This is a genomic window from Streptomyces sp. NPDC045778, from assembly GCF_056431945.1.
In genome coordinates, this window is the sequence record NZ_JBWKJZ010000037.1 from 48,358 (window position 1) to 68,220 (window position 19,863).

The 19,863-nt window shown below is 73.3% G+C and carries 13 protein-coding genes; 10 read left to right on the plus strand and 3 right to left on the minus strand.

Annotated features, from left to right (window positions below; all coding sequences use genetic code 11):
* Positions 1-14: 14 nt before the first annotated feature.
* Positions 15-4,532 (plus strand): CHAT domain-containing protein, encoded by a 4,518-nt coding sequence (locus tag AC07GB_RS33870; protein ID WP_478852280.1) that lies wholly within the window; start codon positions 15-17, stop codon positions 4,530-4,532.
* 114 nt (positions 4,533-4,646) lie between these two features.
* Here the strand turns inward: AC07GB_RS33870 and AC07GB_RS33875 are convergent, their stop codons facing one another.
* On the minus strand, positions 4,647-5,705 hold the full coding sequence (locus AC07GB_RS33875) for a LacI family DNA-binding transcriptional regulator (protein ID WP_478852282.1): 1,059 nt from the start codon (positions 5,703-5,705) through the stop codon (positions 4,647-4,649).
* Positions 5,706-6,034: 329 nt separating this feature from the next.
* Here AC07GB_RS33875 and AC07GB_RS33880 point away from each other — a divergent pair, with 329 nt between their 5' ends.
* The 5 genes from AC07GB_RS33880 to AC07GB_RS33900 all read left to right on the plus strand — a co-directional run bounded on the left by AC07GB_RS33880 (position 6,035) and on the right by AC07GB_RS33900 (position 13,698).
* The gene (locus tag AC07GB_RS33880) at positions 6,035-7,348 is read left to right on the plus strand and encodes an extracellular solute-binding protein (RefSeq protein WP_478852284.1); all 1,314 of its coding nucleotides are present in this window, start codon (positions 6,035-6,037) and stop codon (positions 7,346-7,348) included.
* Between the two features lie 21 nt (positions 7,349-7,369).
* Positions 7,370-8,344: a carbohydrate ABC transporter permease gene (locus AC07GB_RS33885; RefSeq protein WP_478852286.1), complete on the plus strand. Its 975-nt coding sequence runs from the start codon at positions 7,370-7,372 to the stop codon at positions 8,342-8,344.
* Entirely contained in the window at positions 8,341-9,273 is a 933-nt protein-coding gene (locus AC07GB_RS33890; protein ID WP_478852290.1) for a carbohydrate ABC transporter permease, read from the plus strand. The genes AC07GB_RS33885 and AC07GB_RS33890 overlap by 4 nt, the downstream gene beginning before the upstream one ends.
* Before the next feature lie 43 nt (positions 9,274-9,316).
* Positions 9,317-10,588: a glycoside hydrolase 5 family protein gene (locus AC07GB_RS33895; RefSeq protein ID WP_478852292.1), complete on the plus strand. Its 1,272-nt coding sequence runs from the start codon at positions 9,317-9,319 to the stop codon at positions 10,586-10,588.
* 92 nt (positions 10,589-10,680) lie between these two features.
* Positions 10,681-13,698 carry an alpha-mannosidase gene (locus AC07GB_RS33900; RefSeq protein WP_478852294.1) on the plus strand — a complete coding sequence of 1,006 codons (3,018 nt, stop codon included), beginning with the start codon at positions 10,681-10,683 and terminating at the stop codon, positions 13,696-13,698.
* Positions 13,699-13,774: 76 nt separating this feature from the next.
* On the opposite strand, the gene AC07GB_RS33905 is transcribed toward AC07GB_RS33900, so the two are convergent.
* Positions 13,775-14,641: an alpha/beta fold hydrolase gene (locus AC07GB_RS33905; protein WP_478852296.1), complete on the minus strand. Its 867-nt coding sequence runs from the start codon at positions 14,639-14,641 to the stop codon at positions 13,775-13,777.
* A 57-nt stretch (positions 14,642-14,698) separates the two neighbouring features.
* Here AC07GB_RS33905 and AC07GB_RS33910 point away from each other — a divergent pair, with 57 nt between their 5' ends.
* The gene (locus AC07GB_RS33910; RefSeq protein ID WP_478852298.1) at positions 14,699-15,184 is read left to right on the plus strand and encodes a MarR family winged helix-turn-helix transcriptional regulator; all 486 of its coding nucleotides are present in this window, start codon (positions 14,699-14,701) and stop codon (positions 15,182-15,184) included.
* A gap of 27 nt (positions 15,185-15,211) precedes the next feature.
* Here the strand turns inward: AC07GB_RS33910 and AC07GB_RS33915 are convergent, their stop codons facing one another.
* The gene (locus AC07GB_RS33915; protein ID WP_478852300.1) at positions 15,212-15,958 is read right to left on the minus strand and encodes a FadR/GntR family transcriptional regulator; all 747 of its coding nucleotides are present in this window, start codon (positions 15,956-15,958) and stop codon (positions 15,212-15,214) included.
* Positions 15,959-16,169: 211 nt separating this feature from the next.
* Between AC07GB_RS33915 and AC07GB_RS33920 the strand changes: the two genes are divergently transcribed.
* From AC07GB_RS33920 to AC07GB_RS33930, 3 genes are all read left to right on the plus strand, one after another.
* Positions 16,170-17,243 (plus strand): sugar ABC transporter substrate-binding protein, encoded by a 1,074-nt coding sequence (locus AC07GB_RS33920; RefSeq protein WP_478852302.1) that lies wholly within the window; start codon positions 16,170-16,172, stop codon positions 17,241-17,243.
* Positions 17,240-18,820, plus strand: a complete 1,581-nt coding sequence (locus tag AC07GB_RS33925) for a sugar ABC transporter ATP-binding protein (RefSeq protein WP_478852304.1) — start codon at positions 17,240-17,242, stop codon at positions 18,818-18,820. The genes AC07GB_RS33920 and AC07GB_RS33925 overlap by 4 nt, the downstream gene beginning before the upstream one ends.
* 112 nt (positions 18,821-18,932) lie before the next feature.
* A complete protein-coding gene (locus AC07GB_RS33930) occupies positions 18,933-19,838 on the plus strand; it encodes an ABC transporter permease (RefSeq protein ID WP_478852338.1) in 906 nt (301 codons plus the stop codon).
* The last annotated feature ends 25 nt before the right edge of the window (positions 19,839-19,863 follow it).

The window sequence follows — 19,863 nt, forward strand, 5'->3', positions numbered from 1 at the left end:
GTGAGGGGGACGCGGTGCTGGGGCTGACCATGCTGGTGACGTGGGCCAGGTCGATGCGCGACCGGTTCGGACCGCAGCCACCGGAGGTTCCGGGGACGCGAGGGACGGGGGATACGGAGGAGACGGGGGAGACGGGGGAGACGGAAGAAGCAGGGGAGGCGCGGCAGACGTATGTGGCGGCCGGCCGGGCGGCTGCCGAGGAGCGGCTGCGAGCCCTCGCGGCGCTGCCGCCCGCGGCCCGCCGCGACGAGGTGGCGGAGCGCTCGGCCGACGCGACGACCAGCCTGCTCGTGGACCTCTTCGCCTTCGGGGCGGCCTGCGACGACCCCTGGCGGGTGCGCGAGGAGGCCGAGCTGCTCGCCGACGTCCTCGAAGCGGTCGTCGCCGCGCTCGCGGTCGGCCGCGCCCCCCGCCGGAGCGACGCCCGGCGCGTCGCGCGGATGCTGGCCGCGCAGACGCATCTGCTGCGCGGCATCGCCGCCGACGCGCTCGGGCACCGGCGCGAGGCACACCGCCACTTCTCGCTCGCCGCGCACCCGGCCGCCGCCCGGGTCGACGGCGTCGCCTTCGCGCTCGGCACCGTCGGAGCCGCCCTCGCCGACGAGGAGACCGACCTCGCCTCCCTCGCCGAACTGCCGGAATCCGCCCAGGACATGCTCGGCCCGCTGGAGGAGATGTGCGGCCACGAACTCACCGGGCTCCGCCGGGCGCTGGAGGTACGCCGCGCGGCGTACGCCGTGGTGGCGACGGTCGCCGAGGACGGCGACCCCGAGGAGGGCAGCAGGGAAGCGGCCGTGAAGCGCTGGCTGGACCAGTGGGGTCCTGGCGCCGAGGCCGAGCTGTGGATCGCCTGGACGGACGTGCTCCTCCGCGGGCGGCACGAGAGCGAGGGCGGGGGCGCGGATGGGGACAGCGGCGGGGGAGAGGCGCTCCTGGAGTGGGCGGTGCTCGGCGACCGGGTGCTCGCGGACAGCCCGGAAGCCCCGCGGTTCCGCCGGACGCTCGCCCACCGCCTGCGGACCCAGGGCGCGACGGACCGAGAGATCCGCGCCCTGGCGTCGCTCGTGGCCGACACCCCCGCGGACCCGCGGGCGGTCACGTCGCTCGCCCACGCGTACGCGGAGGCCGACCGCCTGGACGAGGCCGTCGCGCTGCTGCGCTCGCGGATCTCGGACCCGCCGGTACCCGACGACGAGCCCTTCGTCGAGCTGATCGTGCTGCTCCTCGCCACCCGGCTGCGCCCCGAGGCACAGGAGTGGGACGAGGAGCTGGCCCGCGTCACCGGTGGCCGCCGCCTCACCGACGCCCTGCCCACGACAGGCAACGCCCCCGCCTCCGCCGCACGGCCGCCCGTGTACCCGCGGCTCAAGGACGGCACGGACCCGTCGCAGCGCCTCGCCGAGGACGAGCCGGGCACGGCGGCCGAGGCCGCGAAGCCGCTCGGCGTCCCCCCGGTGACCCGCGCCCAGCAGGAGGCATCCGAGCTGATCGGCCGCGGCGAACACCACTTCCACCGCGGTGAGTACGCGGACGCCGCGACGTACTACCAACGCGCCCTGGACGCCGACCCGGACAGCTCGCTCGCCCTGCTGATGCTCGGCGACGTGCACTTCGTACGCCGGGAGACGGGCGTCGCCCGGGTCTGCTTCCAGGAGTCGCTCGCCGTCGAGGAGACGCCGCTGGCCTGGCGCTTCCTCGGCGACACCTTCCGCGACGCGCGTGACGGCGCGGAGGAGGCCCGCCGCTGCTACGCACGCGCGCTGGCCCTCGACCCCGGCTGCGGCGGGGCCCGGCAGTCCCTCGAAGCGCTGCCACCCCGGACCGTGGCACCGGCACCGGCCCCCGACGCGCCCGCGGCCGACCGCGCGGTGGCCGAACCCGCGGCGGCCGAGGCCTCCAAGGCCCCGCCCCAGAAGGCGGAACCCCACGCGCCCGTCCTCGGCGAACTGCTCGCCGCGGCCGGCGACGACGCCCGCTTCGACGCCTGGCTGCGCGCCGAAGGGGCGGAGCACTGGGCGGGCGCCCTCGCCACCCTGCGGAAGACGGTCTTCCAGTGCGCGGCCGAGGCGGGCGACTTCGAGCGCTCCCTGCTGCTCGCCCGGCGCGGCGTACAGATCGCGGAGCACCTGGACCGGCAGTGGCCCACCGGCGACCCCGATGAGCCCGGCCGGGCGCGGCTGCTGGCGAACGCCCTGGGGCAGGCCGCGGCCGTCCTCGACACCATGGGGCGCTACAGCGAGGCGTACGACCTGCTGCGCCAGGCCGAGCGCTGGCTGGTGACCGACGAGCACGAGCGGGAGCGCACCGGCCGCGACCCGTGGCTCGACCACGGGCAGTGCGGCAGCCTCGACCACTGGGCAACGCTGTACCGGGACCTCGCCCGGGCGGCGCGCCGCCGCGGCGACGCGGCCGCGGCGGAGGAGTACCAGCGCAGGCTCGACGAGATCACCGCCGACGCCCCAGCCGGCGACCACGACCGGGTCGTGTCGCTCGTCGAACTCGCCATGGCCTGGCACGAGCTGGGGGAGCGGGAGCGCGCCCTGAGCTGGTTCCACGAGGCCCTGCCGCTCGCCGAGCGGGAGGCGCCGCGTTCCCCGGAGCCGGTCGCCCTCGCCACCGTCCACCACTGCCTGGGCGTCGTCCTCGGCGAGCAGGGATTCCCGCGCAGGGCCCTGCACCACCTCGCCGAGGCCCGGCAGCACGACTCCGGCAACGCCGACCGGCTCGCCCAGGACTGGCTCGCCACCGCCGCCGTGCTGCGCCGCCGGCCCGACCTCGGCCACGCCGTGCTGGCGTACGAGCAGGTCCTGCATCTGTCGGGGGTGCCGGGGCACAGGGGCGACCCGCTGTTCTGGGCGCCCCGCGGCGAGCCCACGGCGACGCGCGGCCACCGCGTCCTGGCCGCCGGGCGCGCCTGGCCCGCGATCCTGCCCATGGCCCGCGCGGCCTGGGAGTACGGCGAGCGGTGCACGGCCACCGACGTGCTCGAACTCGGCGTGGAGCTGGCCGACCTGGTGAGCGCGGCCGAGCCGGACCCCGAGCGCCGCACCCACCTCCAGGACGGCCGGGCCGAGGCGTACGAACTGCTGACCCGCTATCGCCTCCAGTGCGCGGCGAGCGCGGCCCGGCGCGAGGGGGAGGACCGGGCGGCGGACCGCCCGGACCAGAGCCCCCGTCACCACGTCGCCGCGGCCTTCACCGCCTCCGAGCGCCTGCGCGCCCGCTCCCTGCTCGACGCCATGAGCACCGCCCAGCTCCGCGCGCCCGACGGTGTGCCGCCCGCCCTGCTGGCCGACGAGACGGCCCTCCTCCGGGAGCGCGCGGCCCTCGCGGCGGCGCCCGTCGCGGACTGGGAGCGCCACCACGACCTCACCGCGCGCCTCGACGTCCTCTGGCGGCAGCTCGCCGGGTACGGCCCGCTCGCCGAGGAGTACGTCGCGGTCCGCCGCGCCACCGCCATGGACCCCGGCGCCGTCTCCCGCCAACTCGCCGGGCAGCACGCGGTGGTGGCCTCGTACGCGGTGCTCGACACCGGGGAGATCGCCCTGTTCACCCTGGGCGGCGACACCGAGGAAGAACCCGTGCGCGTGACCCCGGTCGACGCCGACGGCGTGGCGGTGCTGCGCTTCATCGAGGACAACCTGGGCAGCGCCGGGCGCGTCCGTGAGATGGCCGAGGCGAGGGCTGGCCTCTTCCACCGCGTCCTCGACCCGCTCGTGGCGCCGCTGGCCGCGCTCACACGGCCCGAGGACACCGTCGTCATCTGCCCCACCGGGGCGCTGCGCCACGTGCCCTTCCACGCCCTGAGCGCCGACGGCTCCGGGGCGCTGATCGACCGCAACACTGTCGCGTATCTGCCGACCGTGTCGCTCCTGCGCACCCTCGCCCTTCCCCAAGCCCCCGGCCCCGCTCGAACAGGGGAGACCCCCTACGCCGCCGTCGTCCTCGGTGACCCCGGCGGTGACCTGCCGCACGCGCGCGGCGAGGCCGAGGCCCTCGGCGAACGGCTCGGCTGCGCCCCGCTGCTCGGTGGGCGGGCGACCAGGGAGCGGGTGCTGCGCGGCCTTCCCGGCGCGCGCGTGTTCCACGCCGCCTGCCACGCCTCCTCCGCCGCCGCGGACCCGCTGTCCTGCGGACTCGTCCTCGCCGACGGTGTCCTGACGGCCCGTGACATCCTGCGGCAGGACTGGCACGGCGTCCGGCTCGCCGTCCTGTCCGCCTGCCAGACCGGCACCGGCCGCACCGACGACACCCTCGGCCTGAGCTGGTCCCTGCTGTACGCGGGCGTGCGGTCCCTGGTGACGAGCCTGTGGCGGGTGCCGGACGCCACCACGGCCGCCCTCATGGGCGACTTCCACGACCTGACCGCCGCGGGCGAGGCGCCCGGTGCCGCGCTGCGCACCGCCATGCTCGCGGCCCGCGACCGCCCCGGCGGCGGCCACCTGGCGAGCTGGGCGGCCTTCCGCCTGTTCGGCGACTGGCGCACCCCGCACCCCGGCCCGCGTTCCGCGGCCCGAGGGGGTACCCCGTGACCGCGCGTCACGTCCCGGACCGTCCCCGAGGGCCTCGGCCGGGAAGCTCCGCCTGAGGGCCGAGCTGGGGCGGCGGCGAGGCGCGCCGCCGTCTCGCGTGGGCGCGCGAGGGGTTCACCGCGCCGCGTGCGCTGCGCCCGTGCTCTCCCGCTCGATCAGCGTCGGCAGCGGCACCTGCACCGTCGCCGCGGGGCCGTCGTCGAGGAGGCCGAGGAGTTCGCGCGCGGCCGTCCGGCCGAACGAGACCGTGTCCCGGGACAGGGCCGTCAGCCACGGGTGCACCATGCGGCACAGGGCCGAGTCCTCCCAGGCCACCACCGACACGTCGGCGGGCACGGCGAAGCCGAGGGATGCCGCGGCCGCCACCCCGGCGACGGCCATCACGTCGTTGTCGTAGACGAGCGCCGTCGGCGGGGCCGCCGAGCGCAGCACGCGGCGGGTCACGGCGGCACCCTCCGCGTCCGAGTAGTCGGTGGTGACCGACCGCACCCCGCTCAGGCCCCGGCGCTCGGCCTCGGCGCGCAGCGTGCGCACGCGGCGCTCGGTGTGCGCGAGCCCTGGGAGCCCGGCGATGTGCACGATGCGGCGGTGCCCGAGCGCGTGCAGATGGCCGACGACGGACGCCATGGCGCCCGCGTCGTCGGCCCACACGGTGGACAGGCCCGTGCGCGGCGGCCGGCCGGGGTCGGGCACCCCGCCGGTGACCACCGCGGGCAGCCCCAGCTCCTCCAGGAGCGCGGGCCGCGGGTCGTCGGTGCGCGGGTCCACCACGAGGACGCCGTCGACCCGGTGCTCGGCCCACCACCGCCGGTACGCCGCGCACTCCGCGTCGACGTCCTCCACCACCTGGAAGAGCAGCCCCAGTTGACGCTCGGCCAGGACCTCCTGGATGCCCGAGATCAGCTGGAGGAAGAACGAGTCGACGCCGAGCGTGGCCGCGGGCCGGGCCACCACCAGGCCGACCGTGGCCGCGCCCTCGCCCGACAGGGCGCGCGCCGCCGTGCTGGGCCGCCAGCCCAGCTGCTCGGCGACCCTGCGCACCCGGTCGCGGGTGACCTCGGAGACCCCGGGTCTGTCGTTGAGCGCGAAGGAGACGGCGCTCTCGGAGACGCCTGCGCGCCGGGCGATGTCCTTCATGGTCGGCCGGCGCGCCGGTGACCGCTTGCCTTGCACCCGTTGCCCCTTTCCGCGTGCGGAGTACCCGATGCACTCCGGCCGCGCAGGTACTAATGCGCTTGAGCTAGCACACCCTAAAGCGCATTAGCTGTCGGTGACAAGGCTTTCAACCAACGGCTCTGACCTGGGAGTTAGCCAGTCAGCTCGGTCTCGTACGCGGCGAATCGGCACCAATCCATTGACTTTTCACCGGAACTCCATGCAGGGTCTGCCTCGGTGCGATTCAGCGATTGAGTGATTCATGACCCCGTGATCCCACGCGGGTCCGCCACCGCTGCCGGTGGCCCGTGCCGCCGTACGCCGGGCCGAGCAAAGGAGCCGTTCACGTGCGTCATTCCCGGATATCCCGCAGCCCCCGCAGGGCGATCCCCGCGGCCGCCGCCGTCGCCGCCGTCTTCTCGACGTTCGTTCTGAGCGCCTGCGGCGGCAACGACGACGGCGGCTCGACCGACGCCTCGGGCAAGGTCGAGGGCAAGATCACCTTCCAGACCTGGAACCTGAAGGCGAACTTCAAGTCGTACTTCGAGGGCCTGATCGACGACTTCGAGGACAAGTACCCGGGCACCGAGGTCAAGTGGGTCGACCAGCCCGGCGAGGGCTACGCCGACAAGATCAGCGCGGACGCCGCGGGCGGCACCCTGCCCGACGTCGTGAACGTCTCGCCGGACCTGGTGGCGCCGCTGGCCAAGGCGGGCATCGCCCTCGACCTCGACCAGGCGGCGGGCAAGTACGAGAAGGAGTACCTGCCGGGCGCCTGGAAGAGCCATCAGGTCCCCGGCGTGCGGGGCACGTACGCGTTCCCGTGGTACCTGAACACCGGGCCGCTGTTCTACAACAAGCGGCTGTTCGAGGAGGCGGGCCTGGACGCGGCCAAGCCGCCGAAGACGTACGACCAGCTCTTCGCCGCAGCCCTGAAGATCTCGAAGAAGAGCGGCGGTGACATCGCCACCCTCGCCAACGTCCCCACCATCGAGGACTTCGGCCGCTACGGCGTCCCGCTGATGAACAAGGAAGGCACCGCCTTCACCTTCAACGACGCCAAGGGCGTCGAGCTGCTCACGCAGTACAAGAAGCTGTACGACGCCAAGGCCCTGGACGGCCAGGCCCTGACCGCGACGCCCGAGTCGACCGGCAAGAAGTTCCTCACCGAGGCCGTCGCGATGAACCCGGGCAGCGCCCTGGACCTGGAGAAGTTCAAGAAGGACGCCCCCGCCCTCTACAAGAACATCGGCATCACGCCGCAGATCAGCTCCACCGGCAAGGACAACATGTACGTGATGGGCGTGATGGTGAACAAGCGCACCAAGCAGACGCCCGCCGCCGTCGCCTTCGCGCACTTCGTCACCGACGCGCAGCGCCAGATGTCCTTCGCCAAGAAGGTCGCGATCTTCCCGAGCACCAAGGGCTCCCTGGACGACCCGTACTTCACCAAGGAGGACGGCACGGACGAGACGCGGGTGCGCATCGCCGCCGCCAAGTCCCTGAAGACCGCGGTGAACTACACGCCCGTGCTGTTCAGCGAGCAGATGAAGGTGGCCCTGCGCAACTCCGTCGCCAAGGCCCTCCAGGGCAAGGACAGCCCTAAGGAAGCGCTTGACAACGCTGTCAAGCAGTGTGACCGCCTGCTCCAGCAGAGCTGACCCCCTACAGGAACGTCGGCCATGACCGCCATGAAGACTCCAAGTCCCGCCGCGTCCCCGGCGCTGCCCACCGGGGACGCGCCCAGGACGGCGAAGGCCGCGCGCGCCGGACGCGCCGGCCGCCGCGTCCGGAGGCAGCTGCCGACCAGCCCCTGGCTGTTCGCCGCCCCCGGCCTCGTGATCGTCGGCTGGTTCATCCTCTATCCGTTCGTCAGCACGGTGATCAACGCCTTCACCGACAAACGGCAGTTGGTCGAGGGCAAGTACGTGGGCCTCGCCAACTTCCGCGAGCTGCTGCACGACGACATGTTCTGGATCGGCCTGCGCAACAGCACCCTGTACGTCCTCGTGGTCGTACCCGCGCTCGTCATCCTGCCGCTGCTGCTCGCGATGCTCGTACAGAAGCAGATCCCCGGCATCACGTTCTTCCGGTCCGCCTTCTACACGCCGGTGGTCGCCTCCATCGTCGTCGTCGGCCTGATCTGGGTGTGGATGCTCGACGAGCGGGGCCTGGTCAACGCCGTCCTGGAGGCGGTCGGCGCGGGCAAGGTCGGCTTCCTCAGCGACCAGTGGCTGCTGCTCTTCTCCGCCATGGGCGTCACGGTCTGGAAGGGCCTCGGCTACTACATGATCATTTACCTGGCGGCGCTCGCGAACGTCCCGCGCGAACTGCACGAGGCCGCCGCCGTCGACGGCGCGGGACCGGTCCGCCGCTTCGTCAGCGTGACCATGCCCGCCGTGCGCTCCACCATGGTCCTGGTCGCCGCGCTGTCCTCCGTGGCCGCGTTCAAGGTCTTCTCCGAGGTGTATCTGATGGCGGGGCCGACCGGCGGGCCCGCGGGCGAGGACACCACGCTCGTGATGCTCGTGCAGCGCACCGGCACCGGCCTGACGGGCCGCGTCGGCTACGCCTCCGCGATCTCCGTCGTCATCTTCGTCGTCACCGTCGCGCTGATGCTGCTCGTGCTGCGCGCGGACCGGAAGGAGAACCGATGAGGACCCCCTCCGCCGAAGCGGACCGCGCCGACCGCGCCGACCGCGCGGAGCGCGCCGCGGCCCCCCGGCCGCGGAAGTGGCGGCCGACGGACGAGAACGGGCGCCGCATGCGCGCATGGGAACTCGTCCTGCGCTACGTCCTGCTGTTCGCCGTCCTGGCCCTGATGATCGGCCCGTTCCTCTGGCAGTTGTCGACGTCCCTCAAGGGCCCGCACGAGAACATCTTCAGCTCCCCGCCCACGTTCCTGCCGTCCGACCCGACCCTGCACAACTACGAACGCGTCGCCGACACCATCCCGGTGTGGGACTACGCGCTGAACTCCCTGAAGGTCGCCGCGGCGAACGTCGTCACCAACTGCGTGGGCGCGGCCCTCGCCGGGTACGCTCTCGCCCGCCTGCGCTACCGCGGCCGCAAGGCGGCGACCCTCGTGTTCATCCTGGCCATGCTGGTGCCCGTCGAGGGCATCATCATCGCCCAGTTCACGACGATGCGGGACCTCGGCCTCAACAACACCCTCATCGGCGTGCTGCTGCCCGGCTGCGTCTCGGCGCTCAACGTGCTCCTGATGCGCAACGCGTTCCTCAACGTGCCGTACGAGATCGAGGAGGCCGCGTTCGTCGACGGGGCGAACGTGTGGCAGCGGTTCTTCCGCATCGCGCTGCCCGCCGTGAAGGGCACCCTCGCCGTCGTCGCCATCTTCGCCTTCATGGGCGCCTGGGACGACTTCCTGTGGCCCCTGATCGTCCTGAGCGACCCCGACAAGTTCACCCTGACCATCGGCCTCAACTACCTGCACGGCACCTTCGCCAACGACGAGCGCCTCGTCGCCGCGGGCACGGTGATCGCCGTGCTGCCGCTGATCGTGCTCTTCGCCTGCCTCCAGCGGTACTTCTTCCGCGGGGTCGGGGAGGGCGCCGTCAAGGGCTGAGTCCCGCCCCACCCACCCCCCTCCTTGAGAACCAGGAACCGCCTTGACGTCTGACGACCTGCCAGGACCGGCCGCCGCCCCCGCCGCGCCGCCCCGCTTCGGCGCCAACTACACCCCCAGCGAGGGGTGGTTCCACCACTGGCTCGACTTCGACCTGGACGCCGTACGCCGTGACCTCGACGCCATCGCCTCGCTCGGCCTCGACCACATCCGGGTGTTCCCGATCTGGCCGTACTTCCAGCCCAACCGAACCCTGATACGGCCGCGCGCCGTCGAGCAGCTCGTCGCGCTGGCCGACGCCGCCGGCGAGCGCGGGCTCGACGTCAACGTCGACGGGCTCCAGGGCCATCTGTCCAGCTTCGACTTCCTGCCCGCGTGGACGCAGACCTGGCACCGGCGCAACCTCTTCACCGACCCCGACGTGGTCTCCGGCCAGCGGGAGTACCTGCGCACCCTGGCCGCCGCGCTCGCCGACCGGCCCCACTTCATCGGCATGACCATCGGCAACGAGATCAACCAGTTCGCCGCCGGGCCGCACCCCGACCCCGACCGGATCACCCAGGAGCAGGCCGAGGCCTGGCTGGAGCAGGTCCTCGCCGCCTGCGAGGAGGGAGCGCCCGGGCGCCTCCACCTGCACGCCGAGTACGACGCCGCCTGGTACCAGGACGACCAGCCCTTCACCCCGGCGCAGGCCGCGCGGCTCGGGTCCGTGACGGCCGTGCACTCGTGGGTGTTCAACGGCACCGCGCAGCGCCACGGCCGTGACGGGGTCGCGACCGGGCAGCACGCCGCGTACCTCATCGAGCTGTCCAAGGCCTGGGCCCTGGACCCGCGCCGGCCCGTGTGGCTCCAGGAGGTCGGCGCGCCCGCCCCGCTCATCCCCGCGGCGGACGCGGCGGCGTTCACCGAGACGACCGTGGCCGCGGCGCTCGACTGCGCGGACGTGTGGGGCGTGACGTGGTGGTGCTCCCACGACGTGTCGCGCTCCCTCGCGGACTTCCCCGAGCTGGAGTACAGCCTGGGTCTGCTGACGAACGAGGGCCGGGTGAAGCCCGCCGGGGCCGCCCTCGCCCGGCTCGCCAAGGAGCGCTGGGAGGTGCCCGCGGCGCGGACCACCGCCGTGGTGGTGGACGTCGGCGCCGGCGCGGGGCGGCGGGCCCGGTGCGGGCCCGGCGGGGACGTCTTCGAGGCTTTCGCCCGGCTGGCCGGGCAGGGGGTGCGGCCCGCGCTGGTCCTCGCCGAGCGGGCGGCGGACGCGGGGTACCTCGCGGAGCGAGGCATCACGGAGGTGGTCGACCCGTCGGACGTCCTCTGACCGCCCTCGCGGGCGCTCCCGACCCGGGGGCTGCGCCCACGGCAGGGCCATCAGCCTCAGCCACTCACGCGTGACCTTTGGAGACACCCCTCATGCACGACGACCGCAAGCTCGTAGAAGGCCGGCTCAAGCGCGTTCTGGACGAGCGCATACGGCCCGCCGTCCATCCCGAGTCCGTCCCTCTGACCGTGGCCGTCTGGAACGCCCCGGGCGAACCGGTCCCCGTGGCCGAAGGCCTCGCCGCCACTCCCGAGCCCATCGAGGTGGGGGCCCGCTGGGGCGCCCCGTGGGGTACCAGCTGGTTCCACGTCAGCGGGACCGTCCCGGCCGCCTGGGCGGGCCGCACGGTGGAGGCGATTCTCGACCTCGGCTTCGACGAGAACATGCCCGGCTTCCAGTGCGAGGGCCTCGTCTACCGGCCCGACGGCACCCCGGTGAAGGGCCTCAACCCGCGCAACCAGTGGGTGCGGATCGCCTCCCCGGCCGAGGGCGGCGAGACGGTGGAGCTGCGCGTCGAGGCCGCGTCCAACCCGGTCATCCTCGACTACCACCCCTTCCTGCCCACGCAGCTCGGCGACAAGGACACCGCGGGCAGCGAGCCGCAGTACCGCCTGGAGCGCATGGACCTCGCCGTGTTCGACGAGACGGTGTGGGGGCTCGTCATGGACCTGGAGGTCCTGGGCGAGCTGATGGAGGAGCTGCCCGAGGACTCGGGCCGCCGCCACGAGGTCCTGCGTGCGGTCGACCGCGCCCTCGACGCCGTGGACCTCCAGGACGTGAACGGCACGGCCGCCGCCGCCCGCGCCCGCCTGGAGGGCGTGCTCGCCGCGCCCGCGCACGACTCCGCGCACCGCGTCAGCGCCGTCGGCCACGCCCACATCGACTCGGCGTGGCTGTGGCCGCTGCGCGAGACCGTACGGAAGGTGGCGCGGACCACCTCCAACATGACGGGCCTGCTCGACGACGACCCGGACTTCGTCTTCGCCATGTCGCAGGCGCAGCAGTGGGCGTGGGTGAAGGAGCACCGGCCCGAGGTGTGGGCGCGGGTGAAGAAGGCGGTCGCCGAAGGGCGGTTCGTGCCGGCGGGCGGCATGTGGGTGGAGTCCGACACGAACATGCCGGGCTCGGAGGCGATGGCCCGGCAGTTCGTGCACGGCAAGCGCTTCTTCATCGAGGAGTTCGGCGTCGAGAACGACGAGGCGTGGCTGCCGGACACCTTCGGCTTCGCCGCGGGCCTGCCGCAGATCATCAAGGCCGCCGGGTCCAAGTGGCTGCTCACGCAGAAGATCTCGTGGTCCCAGACCAACAAGTTCCCGCACCACACCTTCCAGTGGGAGGGCATCGACGGCACCCGGATCTTCACGCACTTCCCGCCCGTCGACACCTACAACTGCGCGGTCAAGGGCAGCGAGATCCACCACGCCGCCCGGAACTTCAAGGACAAGGGCGTCGCCCGGCACTCCCTCGCACCGGTCGGCTGGGGCGACGGGGGCGGCGGCACCACCCGCGAGATGATCGCGAAGGTGGCCCGGCTGCGTAACCTGGAGGGCTCGCCCACCGTGCGCTGGGAGACCCCCGCGGAGTTCTTCGAGAAGGCCGAGGCGGAGTATCCGAACGCCCCGGTGTGGGTCGGCGAGCTGTACCTGGAACTGCACCGCGCGACCCTCACCAGCCAGGCGGGCACCAAGCAGGGCAACCGCCGCAGCGAGCACCTCCTGCGGGAGGCCGAGCTGTGGGCGGCGACGGCCGCGGTCCGCGCCGGATTCCCGTACCCGTACGAGGAGTTGGACCGCATCTGGAAGACGGTGCTGCTCCACCAGTTCCACGACATCCTGCCCGGCTCGTCGATCGCCTGGGTGCACCGCGAGGCCCGGGCGACGTACGCGGCCGTGGCGGACGACCTGAACGCGATCATCGACGCGGCGCAGCGGGCGCTCGCGGGCGAGGGCGGGCGCGCCCTGGTGTTCAACTCCGCGCCGCACGCCCGCGGCGGTGTCCCCGCGGGCGGCGCCCACGCCCCGGTGACCGACGGGCAGTCGGGGATCGCCGCCCGCGCCGACGGCGGCTACGTCCTGGACAACGGCCTGCTGCGGGTCGAGATCGACGCGCGCGGGCTCGTGGTCTCCGCCCGCGACCTGGTGTCGGACCGCGAGACGGTCGCGCCGGGGCAGGCCCTGAACCTGCCGCAGCTGCACGCCGACTTCCCCAACATGTGGGACGCCTGGGACGTCGACGAGTTCTACCGCCACACCGTCACCGACCTCACCGATGCCGAGGCCGTCACCCCCGGCGACGGCGCGTCCGTGCGGGTCGAGCGCCGCTTCGGGGACTCGCGGATGACGCAGGTCCTGACGCTCGCCCCGGGACAGCGGCGCCTCGACATCGACACCGAGGTGGACTGGCACGAGACGGAGAAGTTCCTCAAGCTGGCCTTCCCGCTGGACGTGCACGCCGAACGGTACGCGTCCGAGACGCAGTTCGGGCACTTCCACCGGCCCACCCACACCAACACCAGCTGGGAGGCCGCGAAGTTCGAGGCCTGCAACCACCGCTTCGTGCACGTCGAGGAGCCCGGCTGGGGCGTCGCCCTCGTCAACGACTCCACGTACGGCCACGACGTGACCCGTACCGTGCGGGACACCGACGCGGGGACGACCACCACGGTGCGCGTGTCCCTGCTGCGCGCGCCCCGCTTCCCCGACCCCGAGACCGACCAGGGCGTGCACCGCTTCCGGCACGCGCTCGCGCCCGGCGCGGGCATCGTCGACGCGGTGCGCGAGGGCTGGCGGATCAACCTGCCCGAGCGGCGGGTCACCGGCGGCGCGGCCCAGGTCGCCCCGCTGGTGAGCGTCGACGACGACGCCGTGGTCGTCACGGCCGTCAAGCTCGCCGACGACGGCAGCGGTGACGTCGTGATCCGCTTCCACGAGGCGCGCGGCGGCCGGGCCCGCACCACGCTGCGCCTCGGCTTCGAGGCGACGGCCGTGGACGTGACCGACCTCCTGGAGCGGCCCCTGGCGGGAGCGGACGCCCCGGAGCGGGACGGCGGGGCGGTGGCCGTGTCGCTGCGGCCGTTCGAGCTGGTGACGCTGCGGGTGCGGCGGGCCTGACGGGTCACGCGCCGCGCCACGTGCGCAAGCCGCCGCCCGCGCCCTGAACGGGGAGAACAGGCGCGGGCGGCGGCGGTCAGCACGCTGCCGCGAGGAAGTCGCGCAGCAGCTCGTTGAAGACGTCCGGCCGCTCCATGTTGGGGTAGTGCGCGGTGCCCGGGACCGTCGCGGTGCGGCCGTGGGGCAGGGAGTGGGCCAGGCGTTCGGCCATGCCGATGTTGTCGGAGGTGTCGAGGTCCCCGGTGACGGCCAGGAGCGGCAGGGGCAGGCGCGCGGCCCGGGCCCAGGTGTCGGTGACGGGCACCAGCAGCGAGGGCTCGGCGCCGCTGTGCTTGGCGACGGTCTGTTGCGTCATCTCCCGCAGGCGTCGTACGACGTCCCGGTCGACGTCGTCGAGCGTGCGGTGCGGGCCCGCGGCGAACAGCATGGTCGCGTCGACGAAGGCCGCGGCGTCCCCCGCGGCCGTGGCGCGGGCCCACTCCGCCTGGATGGCCAGGACCCAGGGGCTCTGGAACTCCGGCTCGCTGGTGCCCGCGCCGCAGACCACGAGGGCCCTGACGAGTTCGGGGTGTTCGAGCGCGGTGTCGACCGCGATGCCCGCGCCCATCGAAAGCCCGACGACGACCGCGGGGCCGACGTCGAGATGACGCAGCAGCGCCGCCAGGTCGTCGGTCTGGCGGAACGGCACGGTCGCGTTCGCGGACTGGCCGTGGCCGCGCACGTCCGGCGCGATGACCCGGTGGTGCCGGGCGAAGACGTCGATCTGGTCGTCCCACATGCGGTGGTCGAGGAAGCCGCCGTGGAGCAGGACCAGCGGGTCGCCCGAGCCGGTGTCGCGGTAGGCGAGCGTGCCGTCGCCGGTCGGGAACGCGTGCAGGCGGGAGCCGTCCGCCTCGTACGGAACAGAGTACGGAACAGAGGACGGAACAGAAGCGTCAGTCATGACAACCAAGGTGTCATGTGGGCGGCGGGATGGCAACCGAGGTGTCATGATGCGGGGGTGAGTGATGAACGGCGGAACCCAGGCGAGCCCCTCGACCCCGACGCGCTCGCCGATCGGCTCACCGAAGTGTTCGACCTGGTGGGCCCGTTGTACCGGCGTACGCAGCGCAAGGTGGAGCAGGCCGAGCCGGTCGAGGGCCTGTCCGTCGGGGTGCGCGCGGTCCTTGACCTGCTGCGCGGGCACGGCCCCATGACCGTGCCGCAGATGGGCCGGGCCCAGTCGCTGAGCCGTCAGTTCGTGCAGCGCATGGTGAACGACGCGGCCGCGCGCGGCCTGGTCGAGACCGCCCCGAACCCCGCCCACCGGCGCTCGTCCCTGATCCGGCTCACGCGGGAGGGGGAGTCGGCGATCGCGGCCGCGACCGCGCGTGAGCACGCCGTGCTGCGGCAGGTGCGCGGCGACCTCACCGACGCCGAGGTGACGGCGTGCGTGCGTGTCCTGACGCGGATGCTGGAGCTGTTCGACGACGTCGACGTGGACTGAGCCCGCCGCCGGGCCCTCGGCGAGGGCTCAACTCCCGTTCGCCGCCCGGGTGTTCGGCTGCTGTTCGTACTGCCCCCGCAGCCATGCCTCCACCTCGCCCACGTGCGCGGCCGCCGCCGCCCGTGCTGCCTCCGGGTCGCGGGCCGCCAGGGCCCGGTGGATGCGGTCGTGCTCGCGGCGGGTGCGCTCGAAGGCGCCCTCTTCCTGGTAGCCGCGCCACACCCGGGCCCGGAAGGTGCGGGACGACAGGCCGTCGAGGATCGCGGCCATCGTGTCGTTGCCCGCCGCCAGGGCGATCGCACGGTGGAAGGCCAGGTCGTGGGAGAGGATCTCCTCGGGGTCGTCGGTGGCGTTCATGGCCGTCAAGTGCTCCTGCACCTCGGCCAGTTGACCGGGCGTGATGCGCGCGGCCGCGAGTCCCGTGGCGGTGGACTCCAGGACGCGGCGCACTTCGAGCAGCTCCACCAGGCGGGGGCCGCGGGTGAGGTCCGCGACCACGCCGAAGGTCTCCAGGAGGTCGCCCGCCTCAAGGCGTGTGACGTAGATGCCCGAGCCGTGCCGCGCCTCCAGGACGCCGAGCACGGTCAGGGCCCGGATGGCCTCGCGCATGGAGCTGCGCGAGATACCCAGCTGGGCGGCCAGGTCCCGCTCGGTGGGCAGGCGCTGGCCCGGCTCCAGGAGCCCCTCCGCGATCATCGCCTTGATCCGCTCGATGGCCCGCTGCGTCACGGTGCCCTTCTGCGCGGGCGCGGCGCTCTGCGGGGCCTGGTTCACGTGACGCTCCTTCACTGCCGGGTGCCGCGCAGTGTAGCCAGAGATGTGGTCCGACCACTACGGCCGGAATGCGGGAGAAGTTGGCGCCGAGGGGTGTTGTGCGGCCCAAGTGGTCTGATAAATATTCGCCCATCCGCCGCTGCACCGCGGCGCGGCGGCCCCGCTCGGTACCACTCGATCCCGCTCAGTCCCCTCGACGAGGAGCCGTCAGATGGTCGGCAGCACAGTGCGGAACACCACCGGCAGGCCCCGGCGGGCGCGGGCGCTCGGCGCCACCGCGGCGGCCTGCGCCGCCCTCGCCCTCACGGCCTGCGGCAGCACCAAGGACACCGGGGGCGGGGGCGGCGGGGGAGAGGGCAAGGTGGGGGTCGTCCTGCCGCTGCTCACCTCGCCGTTCTGGCAGGCGTACAACGACTACGTGCCGAGGATGGCGAAGGCCGAGGACGTCGACGCCCTCAGGACCGTCAACTCCAACAGCGACCCCTCGCAGCAGATCACCGACATCAACAACCAGCTCAACCAGGGCGTGAAGGGCCTCGTCGTCGCCCCGCTCGACAGCGCCGCGATCTCCGCGGGGCTCGACCAGGCCGAGCGCAAGGGCGTGCCCGTGGTCGCCGTGGACGTCGCCCCCGAGAAGGGCAAGGTCGCCATGGTGGTCCGCGCCGACAACGTCGCGTACGGCCGCAAGGCCTGCGACTACCTGGGCAAGGAGATCCGCAGCGGCAAGGTCGCGCAGATCATGGGTGACCTCGCGTCCGTCAACGGGCGCGACCGCTCCAAGGCGTTCCGCGACTGCGTCAAGGAAAAGTACCCCCGGCTGAAGGTCCTGGAGATCCCCGCCAAGTGGGAGTCGGACACCGCCGCCGCCAAGCTGGACACCCTGCTCACCTCCCACCCCGACATCAAGGGCATCTACCTCCAGGCGGGCGGCGTCTACCTCGCACCCACCCTCCAGACCCTCAAGTCCAAGGGGATGCTGAAGAAGGCGGGCGAGAAGGGGCACATCACCGTCGTGTCGAACGACGGGATCCCCCAGGAGTTCGACGCGATCCGCGAGGGCCGGATCGACGCCACCGTCTCGCAGCCCGCCGACGCGTACGCGAAGTACGGCATGTACTACATCAAGGCCGCGATGAACGGGAAGAAGTTCGCGCCGGGCCCCACCGACCACGGCTCCACCATCGTGAAGCTGCCCGGCGGCAATCTGGAGGACCAGTTGCCCGCGCCGCTCGTCACGAAGAAGAACGTCGACGACGCCGAGCTGTGGGGCAACGCGTCCCGATGAATACACAGAACGCGCAGAACGCACAGAACACGCAGGACGCGCAGGACGCGCAGAGCCCACCGGGCCCGCGTAATGCCCCGCCCCTCGTCGAGGCGAGCGGCATCGTCAAGCGGTACGGGCCCACCGTGGCCCTCCAGGACGGCCGGCTCACCGTGCGGGCCGGGGAGTCCCACGCCCTCGTCGGCCGCAACGGCGCGGGCAAGTCCACCCTCGTCTCCCTCCTCACCGGCCTCCAGGCCCCGGACGCGGGCCGCGTCGCCTTCGACGGCGAGCCCGCCCCGCCGCTCGCCGACCGCGACGCCTGGCGCCGCAAGGTCGCCTGCGTCTACCAGAGGCCCACCGTCGTCCCCGAACTGACCGTCGCCGAGAACCTCTTCATCAACCGGCAGCCGCGGGGCCGCGGCGGACTCATCAGCTGGCGCCGCCTGAAGGCCGAGGCCGCCGACGTGCTCGGCGCCTGGGACGTGCGCGTCGACCCCGGGGCCCGCACCGCGGACCTGAAGGTCGAGGACCGTCAGATGGTCGAGATCGCCCGGGCACTGGGCTTCGGCGCCCGGTTCATCGTCCTGGACGAGCCGACCGCCCAGCTCGACAACCGGGAGATCGAGCGGCTCTTCACGCGCATGCGCGCGCTCCAGGAATCCGGCGTCACCTTCCTGTTCATCTCGCACCACCTGCAAGAGGTGTACGAGGTCTGCCAGGCCGTCACCGTGCTGCGCGACGCCCGCTGGATCACCACGGCGCCCGTCGCCGACCTGCCGCGCGCCGCCCTGGTGGAGGCCATGGCGGGCGAGGCGCTCACCGGGAGCGGGGCCCGGCCCCGCCCCGGCGTCCCCGAGGAGGCACCCGTGCTGCTCGACGTGCGCGGCCTCACCAGCCCGTCGTACGCCGACGTCGACCTCACCGTGCGCCGCGGCGAAGTCGTCGGGCTCGCCGGGTCGAGCGGCAGCGGGAAGATCAACCTGGCGGAGTCCTTCGCGGGCCTGCACACCCCGACCGGTGGCAGCGCCACCCTCGACGGCGTCCCGCTGCCCTTCGGTGACGTGCCCGCCGCGCTGCGCGCCGGAGTCGGCTGCGTCCCCCGCGACCGGCTCGGCGAGGGGCTCGTCCTCTCCCTGTCGATCGGCGACAACGCCACCCTGAGCGTCCTCGGCAGGATCGGCCGCCACGGCTTCGTCGCCACCGACCGCAAGCGCGCCTTCGCCCGCCGGCTCATCGAGCGGCTCGACATCCACGCCGAGGGCCCCGACCAGCCCGTGTCCGACCTGTCCGGGGGCAACGCGCAGAAGGTCGTCATGGCCCGCGCGCTCGCCTCCGAGCCACGCCTGCTCGTCCTCATCAACCCCACCGCCGGCGTCGACGTGAAGTCCAAGGAGTCCCTGCTCGCCCGCGTCGACCGGGCCCGCGACGACGGCACCGCCGTGCTCGTCGTCTCCGACGAACTCGACGACCTGCGCCGCTGCGACCGCGTCCTCGTCCTCTTCCACGGCCGCGTCGTCGCCGAGCACCCGGCCGGCTGGCACGACCACGAGCTGATCGCCGCCATCGAAGGAGTGGCCCGTGACCGACACGGCTGACACCAAGGCACCCCCGCTCGCCCCCCTGAGGGCCGCGGAGCCCCGCGCGGCCAAGGCCGCCCTGCTGCGCCGCGCCCGCGAACTCGCCCTCGTACCGGCCCTGTTGCTGCTCATGGTGCTCGGCGCCTTCGTCAACGACTCGTTCCTGACCGAGCGGAACCTCATCTCCGTCCTCGGGGCGTCCGCGGCCCTCGCGATGGTCGTCCTCGCCGAGTCCCTCGTCCTCATCACCGGGAGGTTCGACCTCTCCCTGGAGTCGGTCGTCGGCATCGCGCCCGCCGTGGGCGCGCTGCTCGTGCTGCCCGCCGCGCAGGCCGGGTTCGGCACCGAGCTGCCCGCCGCCGTCGGGCTCCTCGCGATCGTCCTGGTGGGCGCGGCGATCGGCGCCTTCAACGGCCTCCTCGTGGTGAAGCTGAAGCTCAACGCCTTCATCGTGACCCTCGCCATGCTGATCGTGCTGCGCGGCGTACTCGTCGGCGCCACCGAAGGCAAGACGCTCTTCGGCATGCCGGAGTCCTTCTTCACCCTGGCCACCTCCACGTTCCTGACCGTCCCGGTCTCCGTGTGGATCGCGGCGGCCGCGTTCGGCACCACCGGGCTCGTCCTGAAGTACCACCGGGTCGGCCGCGCCCTCTACGCGATCGGCGGCAACGCGGACGCCGCCCGCGCCGCGGGCATCCGCGTGGAGCGCGTCATGCTCGGCGTGTTCGTCGTCGCCGGGACGCTCGCCGCCGTCGGCGGCCTCATGCAGACCGGCTACGTCGGGGCCATCAACGCCAACCAGGGCCAGAACATGATCTTCACGGTGTTCGCCGCGGCGGTCATCGGCGGCATCGGCCTGGACGGCGGCAAGGGCACCATGTCCGGCGCGCTCACCGGCGTGCTGCTGCTCGGCGTCGTGCAGAACCTGCTGACCCTCGCCCAGGTGCCGTCCTTCTGGATCCAGGCCATCTACGGCGGGATCATCCTCGTCGCCCTGATGATCGCCCGCGTCACCACGGGCCGCGCACAGGACTGAGCCGACTCCCCGCCTCCCCCTGCCG

What these genes read in the sequence shown, in the direction of transcription:
- AC07GB_RS33885 (WP_478852286.1), top strand. Translation starts at nt 7,370, where the DNA reads ATGACCGCCATGAAGACTCCAAGTCCCGCCGCGTCCCCGGCGCTGCCC.
- AC07GB_RS33890 (WP_478852290.1), top strand. Translation starts at nt 8,341, where the DNA reads ATGAGGACCCCCTCCGCCGAAGCGGACCGCGCCGACCGCGCCGACCGC.
- AC07GB_RS33900 (WP_478852294.1), top strand. Translation starts at nt 10,681, where the DNA reads ATGCACGACGACCGCAAGCTCGTAGAAGGCCGGCTCAAGCGCGTTCTG.
- AC07GB_RS33905 (WP_478852296.1), bottom strand. Translation starts at nt 14,641, where the DNA reads ATGACTGACGCTTCTGTTCCGTCCTCTGTTCCGTACTCTGTTCCGTAC.
- AC07GB_RS33920 (WP_478852302.1), top strand. Translation starts at nt 16,170, where the DNA reads ATGGTCGGCAGCACAGTGCGGAACACCACCGGCAGGCCCCGGCGGGCG.
- AC07GB_RS33925 (WP_478852304.1), top strand. Translation starts at nt 17,240, where the DNA reads ATGAATACACAGAACGCGCAGAACGCACAGAACACGCAGGACGCGCAG.
- AC07GB_RS33930 (WP_478852338.1), top strand. Translation starts at nt 18,933, where the DNA reads ATGGTGCTCGGCGCCTTCGTCAACGACTCGTTCCTGACCGAGCGGAAC.